Source organism: Neoakkermansia glycaniphila (genome assembly GCF_900097105.1).
GTDB lineage: Bacteria > Verrucomicrobiota > Verrucomicrobiia > Verrucomicrobiales > Akkermansiaceae > Akkermansia > Akkermansia glycaniphila.
This window is the reverse complement of sequence record NZ_LT629973.1, coordinates 1978233-1996754: the sequence shown is the minus strand read 5'-3', so window position 1 is coordinate 1996754 and position 18522 is coordinate 1978233. Positions and strand designations below refer to the sequence as shown.

Annotated in this window: 12 protein-coding genes and 1 tRNA gene; 6 read left to right on the top strand and 7 right to left on the bottom strand. The window is 56.8% G+C overall.

Going from position 1 to position 18522, the window contains the following annotated elements; genetic code table 11:
* Nucleotides 1-98 precede the first annotated feature (98 nt).
* From PYTT_RS08305 to PYTT_RS08285, 5 genes are all read right to left on the bottom strand, one after another.
* Nucleotides 99-1328 carry a hypothetical protein gene (locus PYTT_RS08305; protein ID WP_141675706.1) on the bottom strand — a complete coding sequence of 410 codons (1230 nt, stop codon included), beginning with the start codon at nt 1326-1328 and terminating at the stop codon, nt 99-101.
* A complete protein-coding gene (locus PYTT_RS08300) occupies nt 1325-7234 on the bottom strand; it encodes an RHS repeat domain-containing protein (protein WP_071133395.1) in 5910 nt (1969 codons plus the stop codon). The genes PYTT_RS08305 and PYTT_RS08300 overlap by 4 nt, the downstream gene beginning before the upstream one ends.
* 229 nt (nt 7235-7463) lie before the next feature.
* Entirely contained in the window at nt 7464-7883 is a 420-nt protein-coding gene (locus PYTT_RS08295) for a hypothetical protein (protein WP_067774199.1), read from the bottom strand.
* Nucleotides 7880-9919, bottom strand: a complete 2040-nt coding sequence (locus tag PYTT_RS08290) for a hypothetical protein (RefSeq protein WP_141675752.1) — start codon at nt 9917-9919, stop codon at nt 7880-7882. Before PYTT_RS08290 ends, PYTT_RS08295 begins: the two co-directional genes overlap by 4 nt.
* A 341-nt stretch (nt 9920-10260) precedes the next feature.
* Nucleotides 10261-10345: transfer RNA gene (locus PYTT_RS08285), tRNA-Leu, on the bottom strand.
* Nucleotides 10346-10512: 167 nt separating this feature from the next.
* Between PYTT_RS08285 and PYTT_RS08280 the strand changes: the two genes are divergently transcribed.
* Nucleotides 10513-11391 carry a glycosyltransferase family 25 protein gene (locus tag PYTT_RS08280; protein WP_067774205.1) on the top strand — a complete coding sequence of 293 codons (879 nt, stop codon included), beginning with the start codon at nt 10513-10515 and terminating at the stop codon, nt 11389-11391.
* 88 nt (nt 11392-11479) lie between these two features.
* On the opposite strand, the gene PYTT_RS08275 is transcribed toward PYTT_RS08280, so the two are convergent.
* Together PYTT_RS08275 and fabG are read right to left on the bottom strand one after the other, a co-directional pair.
* Nucleotides 11480-12682: a formylglycine-generating enzyme family protein gene (locus tag PYTT_RS08275; protein ID WP_067774208.1), complete on the bottom strand. Its 1203-nt coding sequence runs from the start codon at nt 12680-12682 to the stop codon at nt 11480-11482.
* A 20-nt stretch (nt 12683-12702) separates the two neighbouring features.
* Entirely contained in the window at nt 12703-13446 is a 744-nt protein-coding gene (fabG, locus tag PYTT_RS08270; RefSeq protein ID WP_067774211.1) for a 3-oxoacyl-[acyl-carrier-protein] reductase, read from the bottom strand.
* 233 nt (nt 13447-13679) lie between these two features.
* Here fabG and PYTT_RS08265 point away from each other — a divergent pair, with 233 nt between their 5' ends.
* The 5 genes from PYTT_RS08265 to PYTT_RS08245 all read left to right on the top strand — a co-directional run bounded on the left by PYTT_RS08265 (nt 13680) and on the right by PYTT_RS08245 (nt 18441).
* Nucleotides 13680-14360, top strand: a complete 681-nt coding sequence (locus tag PYTT_RS08265) for a peptidoglycan recognition protein family protein (protein WP_083076566.1) — start codon at nt 13680-13682, stop codon at nt 14358-14360.
* A gap of 85 nt (nt 14361-14445) precedes the next feature.
* On the top strand, nt 14446-16569 hold the full coding sequence (gene recG, locus PYTT_RS08260; RefSeq protein ID WP_067774214.1) for an ATP-dependent DNA helicase RecG: 2124 nt from the start codon (nt 14446-14448) through the stop codon (nt 16567-16569).
* 59 nt (nt 16570-16628) lie between these two features.
* Nucleotides 16629-17405 carry a phosphoribosylformimino-5-aminoimidazole carboxamide ribotide isomerase gene (gene hisA, locus PYTT_RS08255; protein ID WP_067774217.1) on the top strand — a complete coding sequence of 259 codons (777 nt, stop codon included), beginning with the start codon at nt 16629-16631 and terminating at the stop codon, nt 17403-17405.
* Nucleotides 17402-17680 carry a DUF167 domain-containing protein gene (locus tag PYTT_RS08250; RefSeq protein ID WP_067774220.1) on the top strand — a complete coding sequence of 93 codons (279 nt, stop codon included), beginning with the start codon at nt 17402-17404 and terminating at the stop codon, nt 17678-17680. Before hisA ends, PYTT_RS08250 begins: the two co-directional genes overlap by 4 nt.
* Nucleotides 17681-17775: 95 nt before the next feature.
* Nucleotides 17776-18441: an outer membrane protein gene (locus tag PYTT_RS08245; RefSeq protein ID WP_067774223.1), complete on the top strand. Its 666-nt coding sequence runs from the start codon at nt 17776-17778 to the stop codon at nt 18439-18441.
* Nucleotides 18442-18522 lie beyond the last annotated feature (81 nt).

Sequence of the window (18522 nt, the reverse complement as noted above, 5' to 3'; positions counted from 1 at the left end):
CTTGTGCCCGTGCATGCTTTGGAAGAAAAGCAGGGCTGGTTCCTGATGGAGCAGCCCTGCTGAAATGGTAATACTTGGTATGAGTACCGTATAAACGGTTACTTCACCGGATCGTCATTCTTCTTCGCCTCATCACCTTGCAAATATTTCTCCAGAGTCGCAAGAAAAGAAACGCAGTCCTTCCTGATCACCGGAGACATGGCCTTCAGCTTGTCCGAACCGTAGTAGTCCACCTTCTCCAACTCATCCAGAACCTGCCCTATTTGCCGCTGCATGATGCTCCAGCGGTAGTGCAGGTATTGCAGAGCCGTGCGGCTCAGCTTTTCTTCCGTTAACAGCTTGTCCAGTTCCGCGTGAACATCGCCGACTTCAATATAATGGGAAACATCAACTCGAATGTTTGAAGCGCACGTATCGGCGGATGCGCGGTCGCGCACCATGAGAAGCGCATTGATATAGGAAGGCAGGATACTGCGATCAATCGTACTCATCTCCCCAACGTTATATTCAGATGATGCAGCGACATTCTCCCATGTCAACAGAGGCGGTTCCTTGTAATGAGCCTCAACCGCATAGGGAAACGGACGCCTGTAGGGCGCAGGAATCGTGGCATAGATTCCGGTTTGGTATGCAACGACATCTCTCCCCGTTTCAATCCGGACTCGCGGAATGGAAAAAAGAAAATATATCGCGTCGGGATAGGCATGCCCCAGCTCCAGAAGCGGCCAGTGCACATAGGTGACGGTTTCCTCCTGGCCGTTTTTGTAGCCTAGCGACACCTCCCATTCATCCGCCTCCGGATCAACATCCAAATTGTTCTTGAGCAAAGTCATGGTCACCATCAGGGATGCCGACGGCTTAATCGTCCATTCGGGCAGATCTTCCATCAGACAGTATTGATTGTTCCGGTACCAGATGGTATCGCTTCCAAAAAAAGAGCGCGGCAACAAATCGTCAACATTGGAAGGATCACCAATCTTGCGGTACTGGTTATCCTGAGTTTCTATCTGCACGATAGAGTCGTGGTTGAGAATCGTGATTTTGTGATTGGAATGATTCGTAAACCGGCACGTCATCAACAGGGTGTCATCCTTTTGTGGTTGAATATCCACAATCTCGCAGGTCAGCCAGTGCCGTATGTCCGGAATACATAATTTCTTGATGTTGAAAAAATCAGAATCACGTTCCATCTGATCGTCAATCGGCGGAGCCGATTGTGGAGCCGTGGTTTGAGTCTGATCGTTTTCGTGTCGGGGTTTATCCGCCTTTGCCGTCCCCATGACAAGGGAGGCAAGGCCGACCATGATGATTAATGTGGTTGGTTTCATTGTATGCAGGAATTCTGTTGTTGTTTTTTAGGATATGGTGTAAGAGGCTTACGATTGTGTGTCCAGATTGTGTTCGTTTCCCATTTGCCTGCTGGCGTTGCGTTTTTTTGCATTTGCGGTGTGTTTGGTTCGACGCCACTCCTATCTGCTTTTGACTGCGTAATCCAAGACATAGCACCATTATTTTTGGAATATACTAATAGTTGTGATGTACCCATGATATCGCATCCATTGCGGCCACATTGTCCGAGCCAAGAGTGAGCCATGCCCTTCGTTTTGCAGCCACCCAGCACAATTTGCGCTCCCGGTGCAAACCAGCATTTTGGATGGACGTAGATATCATTCTGAGAAGATTTGGGCTTCTTCTTTTTCTGCTTTTCCGCCTCTGCCAACATGGATTTAAAAGAAAATGCTTCTTTTCTTTCAACCTTGTCCTTGCTCGGAGTAAGGCAGCCTTGCATCACATCGCCATGTCCCACCAAAATAAGTTTTGTAATCGGCTTACGCCCATTCTGTGATACTTCACGCAACTTGCGTGCTAAATCCATAGATCTAACATAGGTCACTGACATACCATATGTTTTTTCACTGAGCCCAAACTTAGGATCAAAAATCATACAAAACAAGACCTCGTTTTTCTCGGGTGTTGTCGATAATCTGGACGTATCATATAAGCCTCCGACAACAAGTTTAGGAAAAGCGTCAAGAGCATCTTGACTAATTGGAAAAATACAGTCCTTTTCTGAATCGTCGAGACCAAGTTTTTGTACCAGCGACGAGAATGAATCGTTTGTCTCGGCTTTCCAATGATATTCATTTGCTGTATCCTGTTTCCATAAGGCCAGGACATCAGCATAGCGAATACTGTTATTATCAACAAACCCGTACAGATTATAACCGCCTTGTTCGGCGATGGGATCCCGAGAGACCCATCTGCCGTCCATGGGATTGTAGTGGCGGTAGTTGTAGTAGACGAGGCCGAGGTCTTCGTCGTGGTGTTCGGAGGAGAAGCGGAAGGGATTGATTTCCGCCATGTCGCCTTCCATGGAGGTGATGTTGCCGTAGGGGTCGTATTGGTAGGATGCGCGGCGCAGGCCTTTGGCGTCGAAGAGAGAGACGACGTTTTTGCGGAGGTCGTGGGCGTAGTAGAGGGTTTCCCGAACGTTACCTTCGCGTGTCCACAGGAAGAGTGCGAGAGGACGCGTCGCGGTGGGGGACCACCGATAGGTTTTCGTCACGAACGGGGCAGCTTCGTCCGTCGCGTCGATTTCGGCAATTTGCACGTATCCATGATAGATGTGGCGAAGACGTTTCGTCAAGGCATTTTTCTCCCAAATTGATTTTTCAATGCGTCGGCCCATGTAGTCATAAACGCTGTCGATGCGTCGATCTCCCTGTTGGAAGGAGACGGGACGGTTGTCGGCGTTGTATTGGGCGTTCCATGTGCCGGAGGCGGTGCGGATGAGAGTCTGGTTGCCTGCGGCATCGTAGGCGGGAGTAAAGGCTCCTGCCCCCTGTGTCGTGATTTTGCTGTACTGGTTGACGAGGTTGGCTTCGTAGGAGGTTGCCGTGGCGTTGTTTTGCGCGGTGATACGGTTGCCGATGTTGTCGTAGGCGTACGCATGCCGGGAACCGTCGGTGGCGGTTTCTCTGGTGAGTTCGCTGCGGTTGTTGTAGGCGTAGGTGCGGGTGACGGTGGGTTTGGTTGATACGTTGCGGTAGTCGCTTTGGCTGACGGGGCGCAGGAGGCTGTCGTAGTCATAGCGGTAGCGGTCGGGGTGGAGGGCCGTTTGGACATTGAGGCCGTTGTAGCGGATGTCGGTAACGATATCAAGGTCCGGGTGCCAGGTGTGTTCGCACCTGAGGCCGGAGGGGTAGAGGATGTGGCTGAGGAGTCCGCTTTCGGTGTCGTAGGCGTAGGCGAATCCGGCTGCAAACGCAAGGCGACCAGTAGAATCATAGGCATAGTCAACGCTGTCGAGGGACATGGCCTGATGTGTCAGGTTATAGCCACTCGCACGCCCATAGGCGTCGCGATTGAGGGTGACGATGCTGTCGACAAGTCCTTCCGTTTGTTCGCTTTCCACTTCGCCATACTGGTTGTAGTGGAAGGTGCGGGTTCCGGCAGCATCGGTGATCCGCGCGGGCTGTCCGAGGTGGTTGTAAGAGTAGGTAATGGATGGGGTGCTATCTCCAGATTCAATAGCGATGACTTCGCCCGTTCGGCTGTCGTATGTATATCTCTTGCCGATGTCACGCGCATCGAGTGTTGAGATAAGGCGATTCAAGGAGTCATAGTAATATTCATCCTTTCGGTTATCGGCATACTGCTTTTGCAGGAGCAACCCTGTGGCCGGATTGTAGGTCCAAACTGTACGAGCAGCTTCCGGCTGGTGGATGAGTCCTGTAGGATCGGTTTCGATGATTGTGTGCGGATCTCTCCATGTCCACATGGACGAGATTTGATCGTCATCGGTATAGGACCAGACGATGGGCTGGACGGCGGTTCCGTATTGCGCCGTTTTGCGGCTACGATGATCATAGCGGTAGCAGGTGGTTGTACCCTGGGCATCGGTGATGCAGGCGGGATTGTCTGAAACGGTATCGTAGACGGTCGAGGTCGTATTCCCTTGTTCATCGATAGTTTTGACAGGGCGGCCCGCCATGTCGTACTCGATAATATGGGTATTGTTTCGGGCGTCTATTGCGGTCATGATCAATCCGGCAGCAATGTACTGGCGCCGCATGTTGGTAACGATTCCAGCGTGATCAACCGTTTGGATGATAAATCCATCCACTTTGGTTTGGCTGAAGACAGACATGCAACCCGGTTTTGTCATATAACTTATCGTCTGTGCAGCGGCGCTATAATGTGACCAATGTTCACTCTGATAGCCACGAATGTCGATGGTGACGGTTTTGGAAGCCAGTTCGGCATCCAGTTCGGAAACAAGGGATGATTTGCTCCATCGGAGCGCTTGACCTTCTGCATTATACGTGACGAATTTTTTCGTGTGATAGATTCCGTCTTTTTCTTCAGTATAGATAGATGTTTGTTCCGTGATGCGGGAATTGGCCGGAGTAGGGGCAATGCCTTCGTCTACCAAAACGGTGGTTTGTTTTGTTTGGTTACCCATGACATCGTATTTAAGTTCTATGGGAGCCAAGGGGAATATCTGTTGCCGGACGAGTTGCCCTTTGGCGTTGTATTGTGAACTTGTCGTGATAAACTCGTCATTTTGGTTGACGGCTTTTTGTTGTTCCCGGATGGTGTGTCCGAAGCCGTCCTCCAGAGTTTTGGAGACGATGAACCAGTTGCCTTCATGTTTGATGTATGACCGTGTTTCCAAGCCAGAGGTATCCAGATCATTCAATAGAAGGTAAGATTCATATTTTTTCGCTTGTTGTGCACTACCTGTGATTGATTCGATTTTTTCGGTACAGTCGCGAGAGGTGACGGTTGTGGCGCCCGTGGGAGAAGTGACGGTTTCGGTCAGTCCGTCGACACTGTATTCATATCCCGTAGTACGTCCCAGTTCGTCCGTTGTGGAAACGGTGCGCCCGAGGACATCATACACCACGGATGTGGTTGTGGTCATCGGTCCGATGTCCGTGCGCGTCGCGATGGCTCGGCCAGCCGCATCCCTCGTGTAGGAGACGATGGTTTCCGGCGTGGCGGCCGTGGCCGAACGAATGGTTTCGATGAGCTGGTGAGCGGCATTGTAGGAGTAGGTGGTGACAACGCCGTCTTCATCGATTTCCCGCAGAGGAGCGCAACACATCCATTCCGTGGAGTACATGCGCCCATTGGCCTTGACGGTTTTCGTGCGGTTGCGGTAAATGTTATATTCGTATGTTTCACGAGTCAGAAGCGACCATTCGCTTCCGGTGTGAGCGTAGGTTTCCGTGCAAGTTGTCATACCGTCTTCCGCAATGTAGGAAACGGTACGCGTGCTTTGGCCTGCCACGGGCTGGTTGTCGACCTGCTGTTCCGTGATGATGCAGTAGACGGCGTTGTGCTCCGTGGTGGCTGCATAGGAGGAGAAGGTTTGGACTCCATTGATACCTTGCGACATTTTCACGCGGCCTGCGGCCATGGGCGGCAGTACATCCGGCCCATAGTAAACAGAGGCCGATGTTTGCTCAAGATCGCTGCCCAGAGCCGTTTTTTTAACGGTAATGCTGCGTTCCAGATCCGTGTCCGTGTAAGAATATGTTTCCTTGGAAAGCTCGGTACCGGTGGTACCGGGCATGCGAATAGCTGTGCTCACCGAAGAAGGTCGATAGTCATTGAAACGGAGGTCGGCGTAGCTGGTGGTCGTGATCTGTTCACCCTGTCCGAAATTGTTCGAGTTGGTACCGCCGGACCAGGGGGAAGCTTCCATGATGAGGCGGTTCTTGTCGTCGTATGCATAACTGCGATAACCGCCGTCGTGGAAGTCGACGCGGCTGAGGCGCGGGCCTGCGTAGGTGTAGGTGGTGGTCTGTGCGAGGGAGGTGCCGTAGCCTTCCGTGCGGCTTGTTTCCTGCCAGATGCCGTCGATCAGTTTGTAGATCTGCCGTGTGCTGGAGGTAGGCGTTGTGTCCCCGCTCGTCATGCGGCGGGTCGTCAGGTGTTCCCATGTGCCGTCGGACTGGATGGTGCGGACGTTGGAGTAGCGGATGCGCCGGTCGCCTTCGCCCGTCGGCATGTCGATGACGGTTTCGTCGGCTGCGAGATAGCGGTCGACGCGGGTGACGGGTGAGCCGGGGCGAACGGCGGTCATCGCGAGATGGCGGTAGGTTTTGCCTTCCTGTGTGGCGTTGTTTTCCTCCAGAGTCCATGTTTTGCCCGGCATGCCGGTGGTGGCGTACCAGTCGCCGGAAGGCGTGACCTGGTTTTTCGGGTACCATTCGAGGACGATGCGCGAGGATGCGGCTGTGCCGTTCCCGGCAGGGATTTCCGTTTCACGGATGTTCAGCAGGCCGTCGAGGTGGTGCCAGATGCCGCTGATGAGGCCGAAGTCTTTTTTGAGGCGCATTTTGCTGCCGTAGGCGGCCAGGTCGACGACGACGCGGTCGGCCGTGACCAGTTGAACAGGTTTGCCGATCTCAGTCGCTGTGGGGACGTTGAAGCGGATGGAGGCTCCGTCTGCCGTGGTGAAGTCCGCATAGACGGGTGTGCCTGTTTTGCAGGGGGTCTTGTCTGCATTGAGGATTTGGACGAGGGAGGAGTACTGGCGGGTGTCTCCGACGCGTTCCGCCGTGTCCTTGCCGCCGGCATATTGGTAATGCAGCGTTTTGCCTGAAGGTTTGACGACGGTGATGATTTTCGAGTAGGGGTCGTGCTGGATGCTCCATTCGGTGACGTGCTGGAAGACGAAGCCGAGCCGGTAGATCAGTGGCATATCCGGGTCGTGCCAGCTGGTGGAATGGGGGTTGAGATCCAGAATCTGGAAGGTGGCCGGGCACCAGCCGGCGATGTCCGGTTCGATGCCGAAGACGATGTTCATGGCGACGTCCTGCGTGCTGCCGAGGTGGTTTTCGGTGAAGAAGGATTCGCTGGCGACGTTGTCTTTGCCGCAGGCGCAGGTGCAGGCGCAGGTGTTGCAGAACTGGTCGTTTTCCGTGTCGGGCTTGTCGTTGTCGTCACTGGAGGAGTCGTCCCAGTCGCTGGACGAGGAGTCGTCATCGCTGGAGGAAGAATCGTCCCAGTCGCTGGATGACGAGTCGTCGCTGCTGGAGGAGGAGTCACTGTCCGAGGACGAGCTGTCGGCAGCATGTTCGGTCAAGGCGAATGCCGCGGTATTCGCGTCGCCGGGAATAAAGGGAGCCCAGCCTTCGGGCAGGTAGCCGTTCATGGCGAGGTCGGCTTCGGATTCGACGAAGTCAGGGGAAGGATGGAGGGGGGATTGTTGTGAAGACATGTTGTGTATGTGTGTTGAGGTTTTGTTGCCGGGGCGCCTGCCGGGAGAAGCGATGTCTTCTACCCTGTAAAGCAGGCGACGTAGGCTTTTTTGTCTATTTTTCTTGTTTTTTAATCGAAAAATGTGTGTTTTATGGGTTTTTCCGGGTAATATCACGTTACAAGGCCTTGACCTCGTGCAGAAATACCACCCGCAAAGATGGGGGTGATTATGTGGAATGAATGCTGTGTTAATGAGTGTCAACCATCCAGAATGCCGGAGCCGTCAACGTGTCGAAGAAGGCGAGCATTTCGGCTGTGTCCAGGCATTGTGTGATGGGCGGTGCCGTAGTGCCGTCCGCTACCCAGATACGGTCAATGGAGCAGCGAAGCTGCATGTGCTGTGCTGCGATTTCTTCATCCGGCAGTTGCAAGATGATTTCCTCTTTTTCGGCGGTGATATGCATGGCTGTCCAGCCATCCGGTGTTGGATCCAGTGTTCGGAAGTATTGGACGGCTTGCCGCCAGATGGCGAACAGTTCGGACGGCAGGTTGTGTGCCTCGATCGTGCGCGGTTGCAGGATGCGTTGTTCGTACGGTACGCCGACGGCGGTGATGACGGATGCATCCCAGTCGGATGGATTACATGTGATTTGCAGTTGTGGGTTCATGATTGTGCGGGTTGGTTAATGGTAATGATGTAAATGGTGGATGTTTTGTCCGAACTATAAAAGGCTACTTGTATCGTAAGCGCCGCCCCCGTGGCGTTGGGTTGGACAACGATTGTGGCGGTGGTGGCGGATCCGGTCAGCGCCGAAAGATTGATGGTAGCGGCAGCCGACGAGATGGCGGTTTGCCAGTTGATAGCAGCATCCGTCCAAAGTGTGGATGTGCTGATGCTGCTGGTAGAGCAGGCCATAACGGCAGTAATGCTGCCACCCGCCGCAGGAAGAGAAATGGTGCAACCGTAAAGCAGCCCCTCATCGATGACGTCTCCCGGGGCGTCTATGGATGTACATCGGATGGAGGGGCGAGAGATGCGGAGCGTTCCACCCATGAGTCCGTTGTAGCCCTGTACCTGATTGGGGAGAGGAGGACTCTGATAATATTCCGTGATAGAGCTTGTCACAATACCACCGTTGAATTTCATGGCAGGATACAATGCCAGAGTTCCGAGGCTGACATAGGAACGGCGAGACTTGTTGACAAACTTTGTATTCTCATAACACGCGCAGTAATGACCGATACGATACCATTCTCCCGACTTTGCTAGAACCATGAGATAGCCATGGAAGCCTGCCCACCAGTCGAGCGACTTGTGGTAGTTGATGCACGCTATTCCTCTTACATTCAGAACATTGATAGGAAGGTGGATACGGGTGTAGTAGCTACTGCGAGCAGCTCCTCCGGCCGCGCTGTGGAACTGCCAGTGGGCAGCAACGTGCAGGCCGCAGATGACCTCCAGTCCTACCTCGGGGCGCGAGGCGAGAACAGAGGCAGTATCGCCACGCTCCGTGATATGGATGTACCATGAAGATGTGTTGGGGCCGCCGACGTATTGGTAACCACCAAGCATCAGCCCCCAGCTGGCGAAGCCGTTGTATGCTTCGCGCTCTGCCCATCGGTAGATAAGCAAGTCTGTGCCAGCATCATCTCCGGGCCGTACGGGGCGATAGGCGCGGTTGGCGCATGACTGGTATGTAAGCAGCATAGGCACCCATGATCCATCTATTGTGCGCAGGTACGGAGATATCCCCCCATACTGCGCCGGGATGGCCGACTGGGCAGCGATGTTGGTAGAGGTCAATGTGGTTGTTCCGTTCAGGACGACATTGTTGTTGAAAGTCTGCACTCCGGACCATATATTGGCCTGGGATTTGCGAACGAAATCCGCCTGCGTCACCGCAACGTAATTGTCAATGGATGTTTTGCCGGTAGCAACCGCATTGTTGATAGTTCCCGTGCCCGTGGTCACGGCTGTAGCGATGTCCTGAGTTCCTTTGTTTGCGGCAGCGACCAGCACCTGTTTCTCTACGAGAGTATAGTTGTCAAGATCCTGTTTGGATGCCTGGACGATGTTGGCAGATTCGACGGTGACGGTCGTGACGGCGGTTTCTGCCGCACTCGTGGCTCCTTGCGTGATAGATTCCAGCGAGGTTGCCGTAGCGGTTGCAATGTCGTTTTTGGCGATTCCGGTCGCTTGGGCAATTTCGATGCGCGCTTCGGGGATGAGGTTGGAGATGGTTTCCTGCAAACCTTCCGTTTTGCGGGCGACGGCTTCGATCTCCTCCCATGCGGCGGCGGTCGTTTCCGAGTCGATCTGCACGGTGACGGTCACGCCGGAAAGGTCGTCTTTCAAGGCGACGGTGATTTGTTCGACCGCCGTGTTGTCCAGCGTGTCGGGGCCGATGAGTTCCGAGACGTCGCAGTTGCCCTGAAGGAAGAGGTAGTCGGTACCGGATGTGTTGTGTTTGAGGTGGAGGTTGTAGGGATGACTGCCGGGGTAAAGCGGCGGGATGGTTAAGAGGATGCCGGAAGCATCCGCTCCCGTGGCGGAGACGGGGACGGTTTCTCCGTCCTGCAGGATGCTGCCGTAGACCGTGTAGTCGGACAGAGCCGCAGGCGCGCCGTATGATTGCACGAGGCGCAGTGTCATGTGGTGAGCCTGCCCCGTCGTAACGGGGATGTGATGGGTGATAGGAGACATTGTAAAATCAGGTTGAATTTTATGATTGTATTATTTTCAATAAGCGATGACGACGGTCTGAAATATGATCTGTAATGTTGGGCAAACTAAATGCCCTGTTCACGATCGTCCGACACCGCTTTTCTTATCACAAATATTTTCCCTTCCTGCAACTCCCTGCGCTGGGGCTAAATCCTCCCTTTTGGCATGCTGTCGTCTTTTACCCTCTACCAAACAACCGGATAAAGTAACTCATCTCTCCATTCTTCAAAACCCCGATTCGCAATGAACAGGTACTTGGATACGAGAATTCGTACAAAAGGAAAGGCCTCACAAATCATTGATTCATGAGGCCTTATGTTTGGTGCTCGAAGGGGGACTCGAACCCCCACGGATCGCTCCACTAGATCCTTAGTCTAGCGCGTCTACCAATTCCGCCATCCGAGCAGATGTTGTGCATTGGCTGCGGGCGGAGTTTAGCCCAACGCCGCATGTATCGCAAGCTTTTTTTTCAAAAAGCCGTCTTTTTTTTCATGCATCCATTCCGGGCGGTCAAGACACGGAAATCCGCCTTTTCGATTGCATCCCTTCATGCCAAGGTGTAAGCTGAGGGTGTGAAGAATTTCTGGGACCGGATCGATGGCGTGTACACCATCAATATGGATTACCGCCCCGACAGATGGGATCAACTTGTGAAGGAAACTTCCGGCATGATTCCCGAGGGGAAGCTGCGCCGCGTTTCCGGTGTGGTGGGGGTCGACCTGCCCGGCTATGGCGAAGCCCCATGGTTTACCGCTCGTACCGGAGAACGGTCCACCAAGTGGGCAGGAGTCGGCGGTTGCACGCTTTCCCACCGAAAGGCGATCGAGTCGGCCAAGCAGGACGGTTGCTCCTACGCTCTGATTCTCGAGGACGACGCTGCCTTCCATGCAGACGACGGCGCGTCGAATCTGCTCGCCCGTTTTCTGGAGCATGATCCGGGAGGCTGGGGGCTGTTGTATGCCGGGTTCCATGGCATGCCTCCATTCGGCAGTTTGCAGGATAGAGAGGGAGGGTACGAGCTTTGGAAGCTGCCCGGAGTGATCGCCGCCCATGCCTATGTCGTTTCCAGCCAGTCATGGGATTCCCTGCTCGCTCATCTGCCGACGGAGAGGACGATTTGGCCTTGGCTGGCACGCTTCCGCGCGATCGACAATTATTACCGCGACCACTTAAGCCACGATACGGGACTGTCTGTTTACGGCCTGGCTCCTTCGTGGATTTACCAGCGACCTTCGTGGTCCGACCTCGGGCAGGAACAGGTGGATTACACCTGCCTGTGCCATGCCGGCGAGAAGCCTCGCTCCATCCGCAGTCTCGGCGGCCTGCTGTGCCGCATGACCGCCCCCCTGCACCGCATGAAGATCGAGCTGAATTCCTTCCGCACATTGCGCCGGGCACGCCAGCATGGTTTTCCGGGAAACAGGAAGAGCAAGGACGCTCCCGAAGATTGAATCCGACCGTGCAGGCAGGCCCCGCACCTTCCCGGACAGGCTCTTCCGCCCCTGTCCGACCTTGACCTTCTTCACGTCCGCTCCCGGTTCAATAGAGCCCCTTGGAGGCGTTCCACAGGCGGTGGACAGTCAGAATATCCGGCAGTGTGACAGGGCGTACGACGCGGAAGCCGATCATGCCTCCGTTGGTGAGGTACCACAGGCTTTTGGGGTTCTGCGGGTCCTGCATGTTCCATTCGGCGCGGCTGCGGCGGCGTGCCGCGCTGCGGAGCCTGTCCGGATCGTCTTCCCACGAGCCTCCTCGGACGACATGCCCCGGTTTGCCGGGTTCCAGCACGAGAGGTGATTGCAGGGTTTTGTCCGCTTCGCCTGAGTAGGCGTCGTCACGGTAAGTGTCCAGCACCCATTCCGCCACGTTGCCGTGCATGTCGTAGATGCCCCAGGCATTCGGCTTTTTCGTCGCTGCCTTCTGGTAGCGGTCGTTCGAGTTGTTCCAGTACCAGCCGTATTCCTCAAGTTTCTCTTCGCCGTCGCCATAGCAGTAGGCGGCATCGCTTCCGGCGCGGCATGCGTATTCCCATTCTGCTTCGGTCGGCAGGCGGTAGTAGTGCCCTGTCTGCGCGCTGAGCCATTCGCAGAATTTCGAGGCGGCGTAGTGGGACATGGCGATGGCGGGCATGCCGTTTTCATAGCCGTTCCCCATGCCGAGGTTCATGGATGCGTAGGGAGCCGTCGGCTGGGCCACCAGATCCCATAGTTCATCATCCGGGCGTTCTTCGAGCAGCTTGCCGTCTTTGGCTCGCGGCCTTCCGTTCTGCATGAAAGCGGTGTAGATTTCCCACGGTATTTCGATTTCGGATATCCAGTAGGCAGGCAGAGCCACTTTTCGCCGGGGACCTTCGTTTTTTTCCCGAAGGGGTTCCGTGTCGGGGCTGCCCATCGTGAATTCTCCCGCAGGTACCGGCACCATGCGAAGCGTACCGCCGATGGACGGGATTTGCTCGGCATAGGGCTGCAAGGCGGTGTCGCCCGCATTTTTTTCGAGTTCGGCGTAGATTTGCCGAGTCGTTTCAAAGAGTTCCGGCGAGGGCAAATCATCCGGCAAAACAATGGCCGCTACCGGCTGCCGCGGTTGCATGCGCGCGGCTGCGGCGGCCTGTTCTTCCGCCCACAGCCGGGAATCCATAATGCGACGCGCTTCGTCGTCCGCTTCGTGCGGAGCGTCGCAAGCGGCAAAGCAGAGCACGGGCAGAATGGCGGCAAGGGCGCATGCCCTCCATGTATGTTCCATAGCCCGTGCTCCGGTAAGGGTTACATGGACATGCCGCCGTCGCAGGTGATGACCTGCCCGGTGATGTAGCGGGCTTCGTCCGATGCGAGGAAGGCAGTCAACGCGGCGATATCCTGCACTTCACCCATGCTGCCGAGGGGGATCTTGCTCAGGATGGCTTCCTTGGCCTTTTCGGGAATGGCGTCCGTCATTTCCGTGGCGATGAAGCCGGGAGCAATGGCATTGCAGGTGACCTTGCGGGAGGCCAGTTCGAGTGCGACGGATTTCGTGAAGCCGATGATGCCCGCTTTCGAGGCGGCATAGTTGGCCTGCCCCATATTACCGGTGAGGCCGACGACGGAGCTCATGTTGATGATGCGGCCCGCAGGGGATTTCATCAGTACGCGCTGGAGAGCTTTGACGAAGTTGAATGCGCTCTTCAGGTTCGTATCCATCACGGCGTCCCAGTCTTCCTCTTTCATGCGGAGCAGCAGCGTATCGCGGGTGATACCTGCATTATTCACCAGAATGTCGATGGTGGGGAAACGTTCCGAGATTTCCGCCACGGCGACCTGTACGGCAGCGTAGTCGGACACGTCGCAGGGGCATGCCACGCAGGAATCGGGCACGAGCTTGTTGATCGCATCGGCTGCACCCTGGCAGCTTTCCGGGTTGCGGCTAATCAGGATCACTTTCGCACCTTCTTCGGCGAAGCGCTGGGCGATGGCATTGCCGATACCGCGGCCGGCACCGGTGACGATAGCAGTCTTTCCTTGAAGTCTCATGGTGCGCGCATCTTACCTGCTTGGCAGCACAAACACAAGAACAAAGCTTCCACCCGCGGGGACGGCCTTTTTTCCACCAGTGGAAAAACCAGATGAATTAGGAAAGGCTAACATCTTGAAAACAGCTTCCCCGTAAGAACGAACATCACTTTTCTTATGGAAATTGAACATATTTTTCAAAAACCGCCCGATTTGCACTTGCCAGCCCATGCAAAAAGTGTAATACTGCGCACATGGCCCGCTCGAAAATTGCCCTCATTTTCACCGTATGCATGGCGGCTCTCATGGTCGGCTGCTCCCAGCAGAACGGCCCGCGTCCTCCCATGGTCGCCTTCAAACCGTCTACCCAGCAGGTGCGTCCCCGCTCCGTCTCGCAAATGAAGAGCGAAGTACGCATCCGCCGCGAATTCATGTCCCCGGGCTGCTATGCCCGCCGCCATTCCAAGCCGATGAAGCCCCGCTTCATCACCATCCACAGCACCGCCAATCGGACTGCCGGAGCCATGCAGCACCGCAAGGCATTGGGAAACGGAGCCTTGGGCAAGCTGAACTGGCATTTCACGGTGGATCAGTACATGGCGGTACAGAATATCCCTCTCAATGAAACGGGACGCCATGCCGACAAGGGAGGCCCCGGCGACCGCTACTCCATCGGCATCGAAATGTGCGAAAACGAAAGCCGCGGCCGCAACTACCCACGCACCTGGGACCGCGCCGCCAAACTCACCGCCACGCTGATGAAGGAGTACGACATTTCCCTCCGCAACGTCGTCCCTCACTACTTCTGGACCCGCAAGAACTGCCCCGAACCCTTGCTCGAAGGAGGCCGCCCCGGCTACAAATGGGCATGGTTCAAATCCCGCGTGGACTACTACTACCGCTGCATCAACAACGGACGTTCCAACCTCGGCTGAAGCGCACCTTGCAGCCGGACACTTTTCCGACCGGGGGGGGCAGGGCCGAAACCCTGCCCTCTTTTCGTCTCCGGCTCCCGCCCCCATGACCACGACCCTGCAAACCCCGCTCGCTTCCTGCGCGACGATCGAACCTCGCGAACTCGGCATTCTGGCGGAAGCGGGATTCCGCACGGCGGGCGACATCCTGATGCACCTGCCGCGCCGCCATGAAGACCGCAGGCGGTTCGACGGCTTCGACTCCCTCAGCGGCGGCGCACCTGTCTGCCTCCGAGTCCGCGTCACGGACACCGGTTGGAAATTCATCCCGAAAATGCGCTACTTCCAGGCCGATGTGGAAGACTCTCGGGGCATACCCGGAGCCCGCCTCTCCCTCAAATGGTTCCACATGCCCTACGTCGGCAAAATCATCGCCACCGGGCAGGAACTCGTCATCTACGGCAAACCGAAAAAATACGGATCGAGCTACAGCATCGTCAACCCCGAATTCGAAATCATCGAACAAGAATCCGCAGGCCTCCGCCTTGCCGAAGCCTCCCTCGGCGGAAGCCTCCCTCCTGCTCCCGCTGCCGCCGAAGCTCCGGCAGGCATCCACATGGAACGCATCGTCCCCGTTTACCCCTCTATCTCCGGCATCCCGGCGCGCAGACTCCGCACCATCGTGCATACCGTCGTCCACAGCCTGCCGGACGACCTGCCCTCCCCCGGCTACGACATCGCCCCGCAATACCCCTACGCACAGGCCCTGCGCGACATCCACTTCCCGGCAGAAACCCCGCTCGTCCGCAAAGCCCGCATGCGCTTCGCCCTCGCCGAATGCTTCGAACAGCAGCTCCGCATCCTGTGGAAGCGGCACCACTCCCGCCGCACGCCGGGGCAGATCACGGCCACCACCTCCCACCTTGTGCAGGAACTCGCGGAAAGCCTACCCTTCTCCCTCACCGAAGCCCAGAAACGGTGCGTGCGCGAAATCTACCGCGACATGAAACAGCCGCACCCCATGAACCGCCTCGTACAGGGAGACGTCGGCTCAGGCAAAACCATGGTCGCCCTCTGCGCCATGCTCCTCGCCGTCGAAAGCGGCAAACAGGCCGTCCTCATGGCGCCCACGCAAATCCTCGCCGAACAGCACTACAACAACTTCCGCCGCATCCTCGCCCCGCTCGACGTACGCCTCTCCCTGCGCACCTCCGACCGCCGCGACGACAGCCATATCGACATCGAAGGCCCCGACGACGGAGAACCGAAAATCATCGTCGGCACCCATGCCCTGCTCTACGAAAAAAACGCGCCGGGCAACCTCGGACTCGCCGTCATCGACGAACAGCATAAATTCGGCGTCGAACAGCGCGAAAAACTTGTCCGCCGGGGCAACGCGCCCGACGTCCTCGTCATGACCGCCACCCCCATCCCGCGCACCCTCACCCTCACCCTCTACGGAGATCTCGACGTCTCCCTCGTCGACGAACTGCCGAAGGGGCGCGGCGAAATCACCACCGTCCTCCGCCCCCGCAAGGCGCTGGACAAAATCCAGACCTTCCTCCGCGAGCAGATCGAAGCCGGGCGGCAAATCTACATCGTCTCCCCTCTCATCGAAGAAAACGACAAACGCAAAACGGCCTCCGCCACCGCCGAATACGACTACTGGCAGCAGCAATTCCCGGACATCTCCGTCGGTCTCCTGCACGGCCGCATGAGCCCGGAAGAAAAAGACGCCGTCATGCAGCAATACCGGAACAACGAAACCGCCATCCTCGTCGCCACCACCGTCGTCGAAGTCGGCGTGGACGTCCCGAACGCCACCGTCATGATCATCAACAATGCCGAAAGCTACGGCCTCTCCCAGCTCCACCAGCTCCGGGGACGCATCGGCCGCGGCGAACACCGCTCCTGGTGCATCCTCCTCAGCGATGCCAAAGCGGGAGACGACAACCGCCGCAAGCTCGACGTCATGTGCAGCACCATCAACGGCTTCGAAATCGCCGAAGAAGACTTCAAACTCCGCGGCCCCGGCGACGTCCTCGGCACCGCCCAAAGCGGATTCGGCCGCGTCCGCTTCATGGAATGGCTCTCGGACACCCGCCTCATCCACCGGGGGAGGGACATGGCCACCGCCATCCTCGAAACCGACCCCGGCCTCAACCTCCCGCAGCACGCCCCCCTGCGCGACCTCATCGCCGATGACTCCGCCGAACCCACCACCTCCTAGCACCCCAACCCTGTGCAAAAAACCTTGAAATCGCACCGCCTTCCCTTATACTCTCCCGCGTGACACGCTTCCGCCCCTGCATCGACCTCCACCACGGAGCCGTCAAACAAATCGTCGGCTCCTCACTCAACGACCACGACGAAAACTCCCTCCGCACCAACTTCGTCGCCACGCAGCCGGCGGAATGGTATGCCGACCTCTACCGCAGGGACGGCCTCACCGGGGGCCACGTCATCAAACTCGGCCCCGGCAACGACGAAGCCGCCCGCGCCGCCCTCGCCGCCCATCCCGGCGGCCTCCACATCGGCGGAGGCATCGACGCCACCAACGCCGAAACATGGCTTGCCGCCGGAGCCAGCCACGTCATCGTCACCTCCTGCCTCTTCAACCGCGACGGCATCTTCCAGAAACACATCCTGCAGGAACTCGTCTCCGCCGTCGGCGCGAACCGCCTCGTCATCGACCTCAGCTGCCGCAGGCTTGCCGGAGGCTGGGCCGTCGCCATGAACCGCTGGCAAACCATCACCTCCCTCCGCATTACCACCGACACCCTCGACTCCCTCGCCGAACACTGCGCCGAATTCCTCATCCACGCGGCGGATGCCGAAGGCCTCTGCCAAGGCATCGACGAAGAACTCGTCGCTCTCCTCGGCTCGTGGAAAGGCCGCCCGATGACCTATGCCGGAGGCATCGCCACCATGGCCGACCTCGACCTCATCGACCGCCTCAGCGGCGGCAGCATCGACGCCACCGTCGGCAGCTCGCTCGACCTCTTCGGCGGCTCCGGCGTCAAATACGCCGACCTCGTCGCCCGCGAACAACAGGCGCAGCCATGAAACTGGCTCTCAAAATAACCCCCGGCGCACGCCGCAACGAATGCCTCGGCTGGGAAGAACACCCGCAGGCAGGCACCGTACTCAAACTCAAAATAGCCTCCCCGCCCGTGGACGGCAAAGCCAACCGCGCAATCATCGCCTATCTGGCGGAACTTCTCGGCCTCGGCAAATCCGAAATCACCCTCCTGCACGGTACCTCCGGCCGCATCAAACTCGTTGAAGTGCCCGACTCCGCACAGCAAAAACTCGCACAACTCCCCCATCCTCAGCCCTGATCCGGCGGCGCGAGGAAAAAAACGCACCGTTCACCCCTCCCCCGCAGAAAAAAGCTTGAAGTACCCCCGTGGATTTGATATAGACATTCTCGGTTATGAAAAAGCTCCTCTTAACAGTCGGAATCCTCGCATTCCTCACTCCTGCCTATGCCGCTCCGTACGTGCTGCCCTCTCCTCAACCGGGAGCGCTCACCAGCTACGACTGGCAACCCACCTACTCCCTTGATTTCGTGTACGCCATCAGCGGCAACAGCGACAACTACGGCGACATGATGGGACCCCGTCTCGCACTCAACCTTTACAACAACCAGAACGCCGACTTCCGCCACCAGTGGAACCTCAGCGTCGCCGCCCTCTGGGGAGACAAGACCAAGACTTTCACCGAAACCATCGGTACGGGCACGGAAACGCACGACTGGAAAGGCGACCAGTTCGCCATGCCGATCATGCTCGGCTACAACCTGAACATCGCCATCACCGACAATGTTCTCTTCTACCTCGGCGGCAAGGCCGGTGTCGTCATCTGGAATCAGGACAACACCGACAACATCACCCTTCGCCAGCCCGGCAACTTCAACACGTACAGCACCCGCACGGACTCCGACACCAAGAGCGAGTTCACCTACTCCATCGGCGCGGGCTTCAAATTCATCGCTTCCGAATCCATCCAGATCAACCTCGGATACGAATTCCAGAAGATGTACGTCGATCCGAACCTCACCCAGCACGTACTCAGCGTCGGTGTGGGCGTCACCTTCTAAAAAAGACCGCGAAAACCTTACCATCAAGCCTGTGTGCACCTCGCACACAGGCTTTTTTTACCTTCTTCCATCAAAAAAAAC

What these genes read in the sequence shown, in the direction of transcription:
- fabG (WP_067774211.1), bottom strand. Translation starts at nt 13,446, where the DNA reads ATGAGACTTCAAGGAAAGACTGCTATCGTCACCGGTGCCGGCCGCGGT.
- PYTT_RS08275 (WP_067774208.1), bottom strand. Translation starts at nt 12,682, where the DNA reads ATGGAACATACATGGAGGGCATGCGCCCTTGCCGCCATTCTGCCCGTG.
- PYTT_RS08290 (WP_141675752.1), bottom strand. Translation starts at nt 9,919, where the DNA reads ATGTCTCCTATCACCCATCACATCCCCGTTACGACGGGGCAGGCTCAC.
- PYTT_RS08245 (WP_067774223.1), top strand. Translation starts at nt 17,776, where the DNA reads ATGAAAAAGCTCCTCTTAACAGTCGGAATCCTCGCATTCCTCACTCCT.
- PYTT_RS08250 (WP_067774220.1), top strand. Translation starts at nt 17,402, where the DNA reads ATGAAACTGGCTCTCAAAATAACCCCCGGCGCACGCCGCAACGAATGC.
- recG (WP_067774214.1), top strand. Translation starts at nt 14,446, where the DNA reads ATGACCACGACCCTGCAAACCCCGCTCGCTTCCTGCGCGACGATCGAA.
- PYTT_RS08305 (WP_141675706.1), bottom strand. Translation starts at nt 1,328, where the DNA reads ATGAAACCAACCACATTAATCATCATGGTCGGCCTTGCCTCCCTTGTC.
- PYTT_RS08265 (WP_083076566.1), top strand. Translation starts at nt 13,680, where the DNA reads ATGGCCCGCTCGAAAATTGCCCTCATTTTCACCGTATGCATGGCGGCT.
- PYTT_RS08300 (WP_071133395.1), bottom strand. Translation starts at nt 7,234, where the DNA reads ATGTCTTCACAACAATCCCCCCTCCATCCTTCCCCTGACTTCGTCGAA.
- PYTT_RS08295 (WP_067774199.1), bottom strand. Translation starts at nt 7,883, where the DNA reads ATGAACCCACAACTGCAAATCACATGTAATCCATCCGACTGGGATGCA.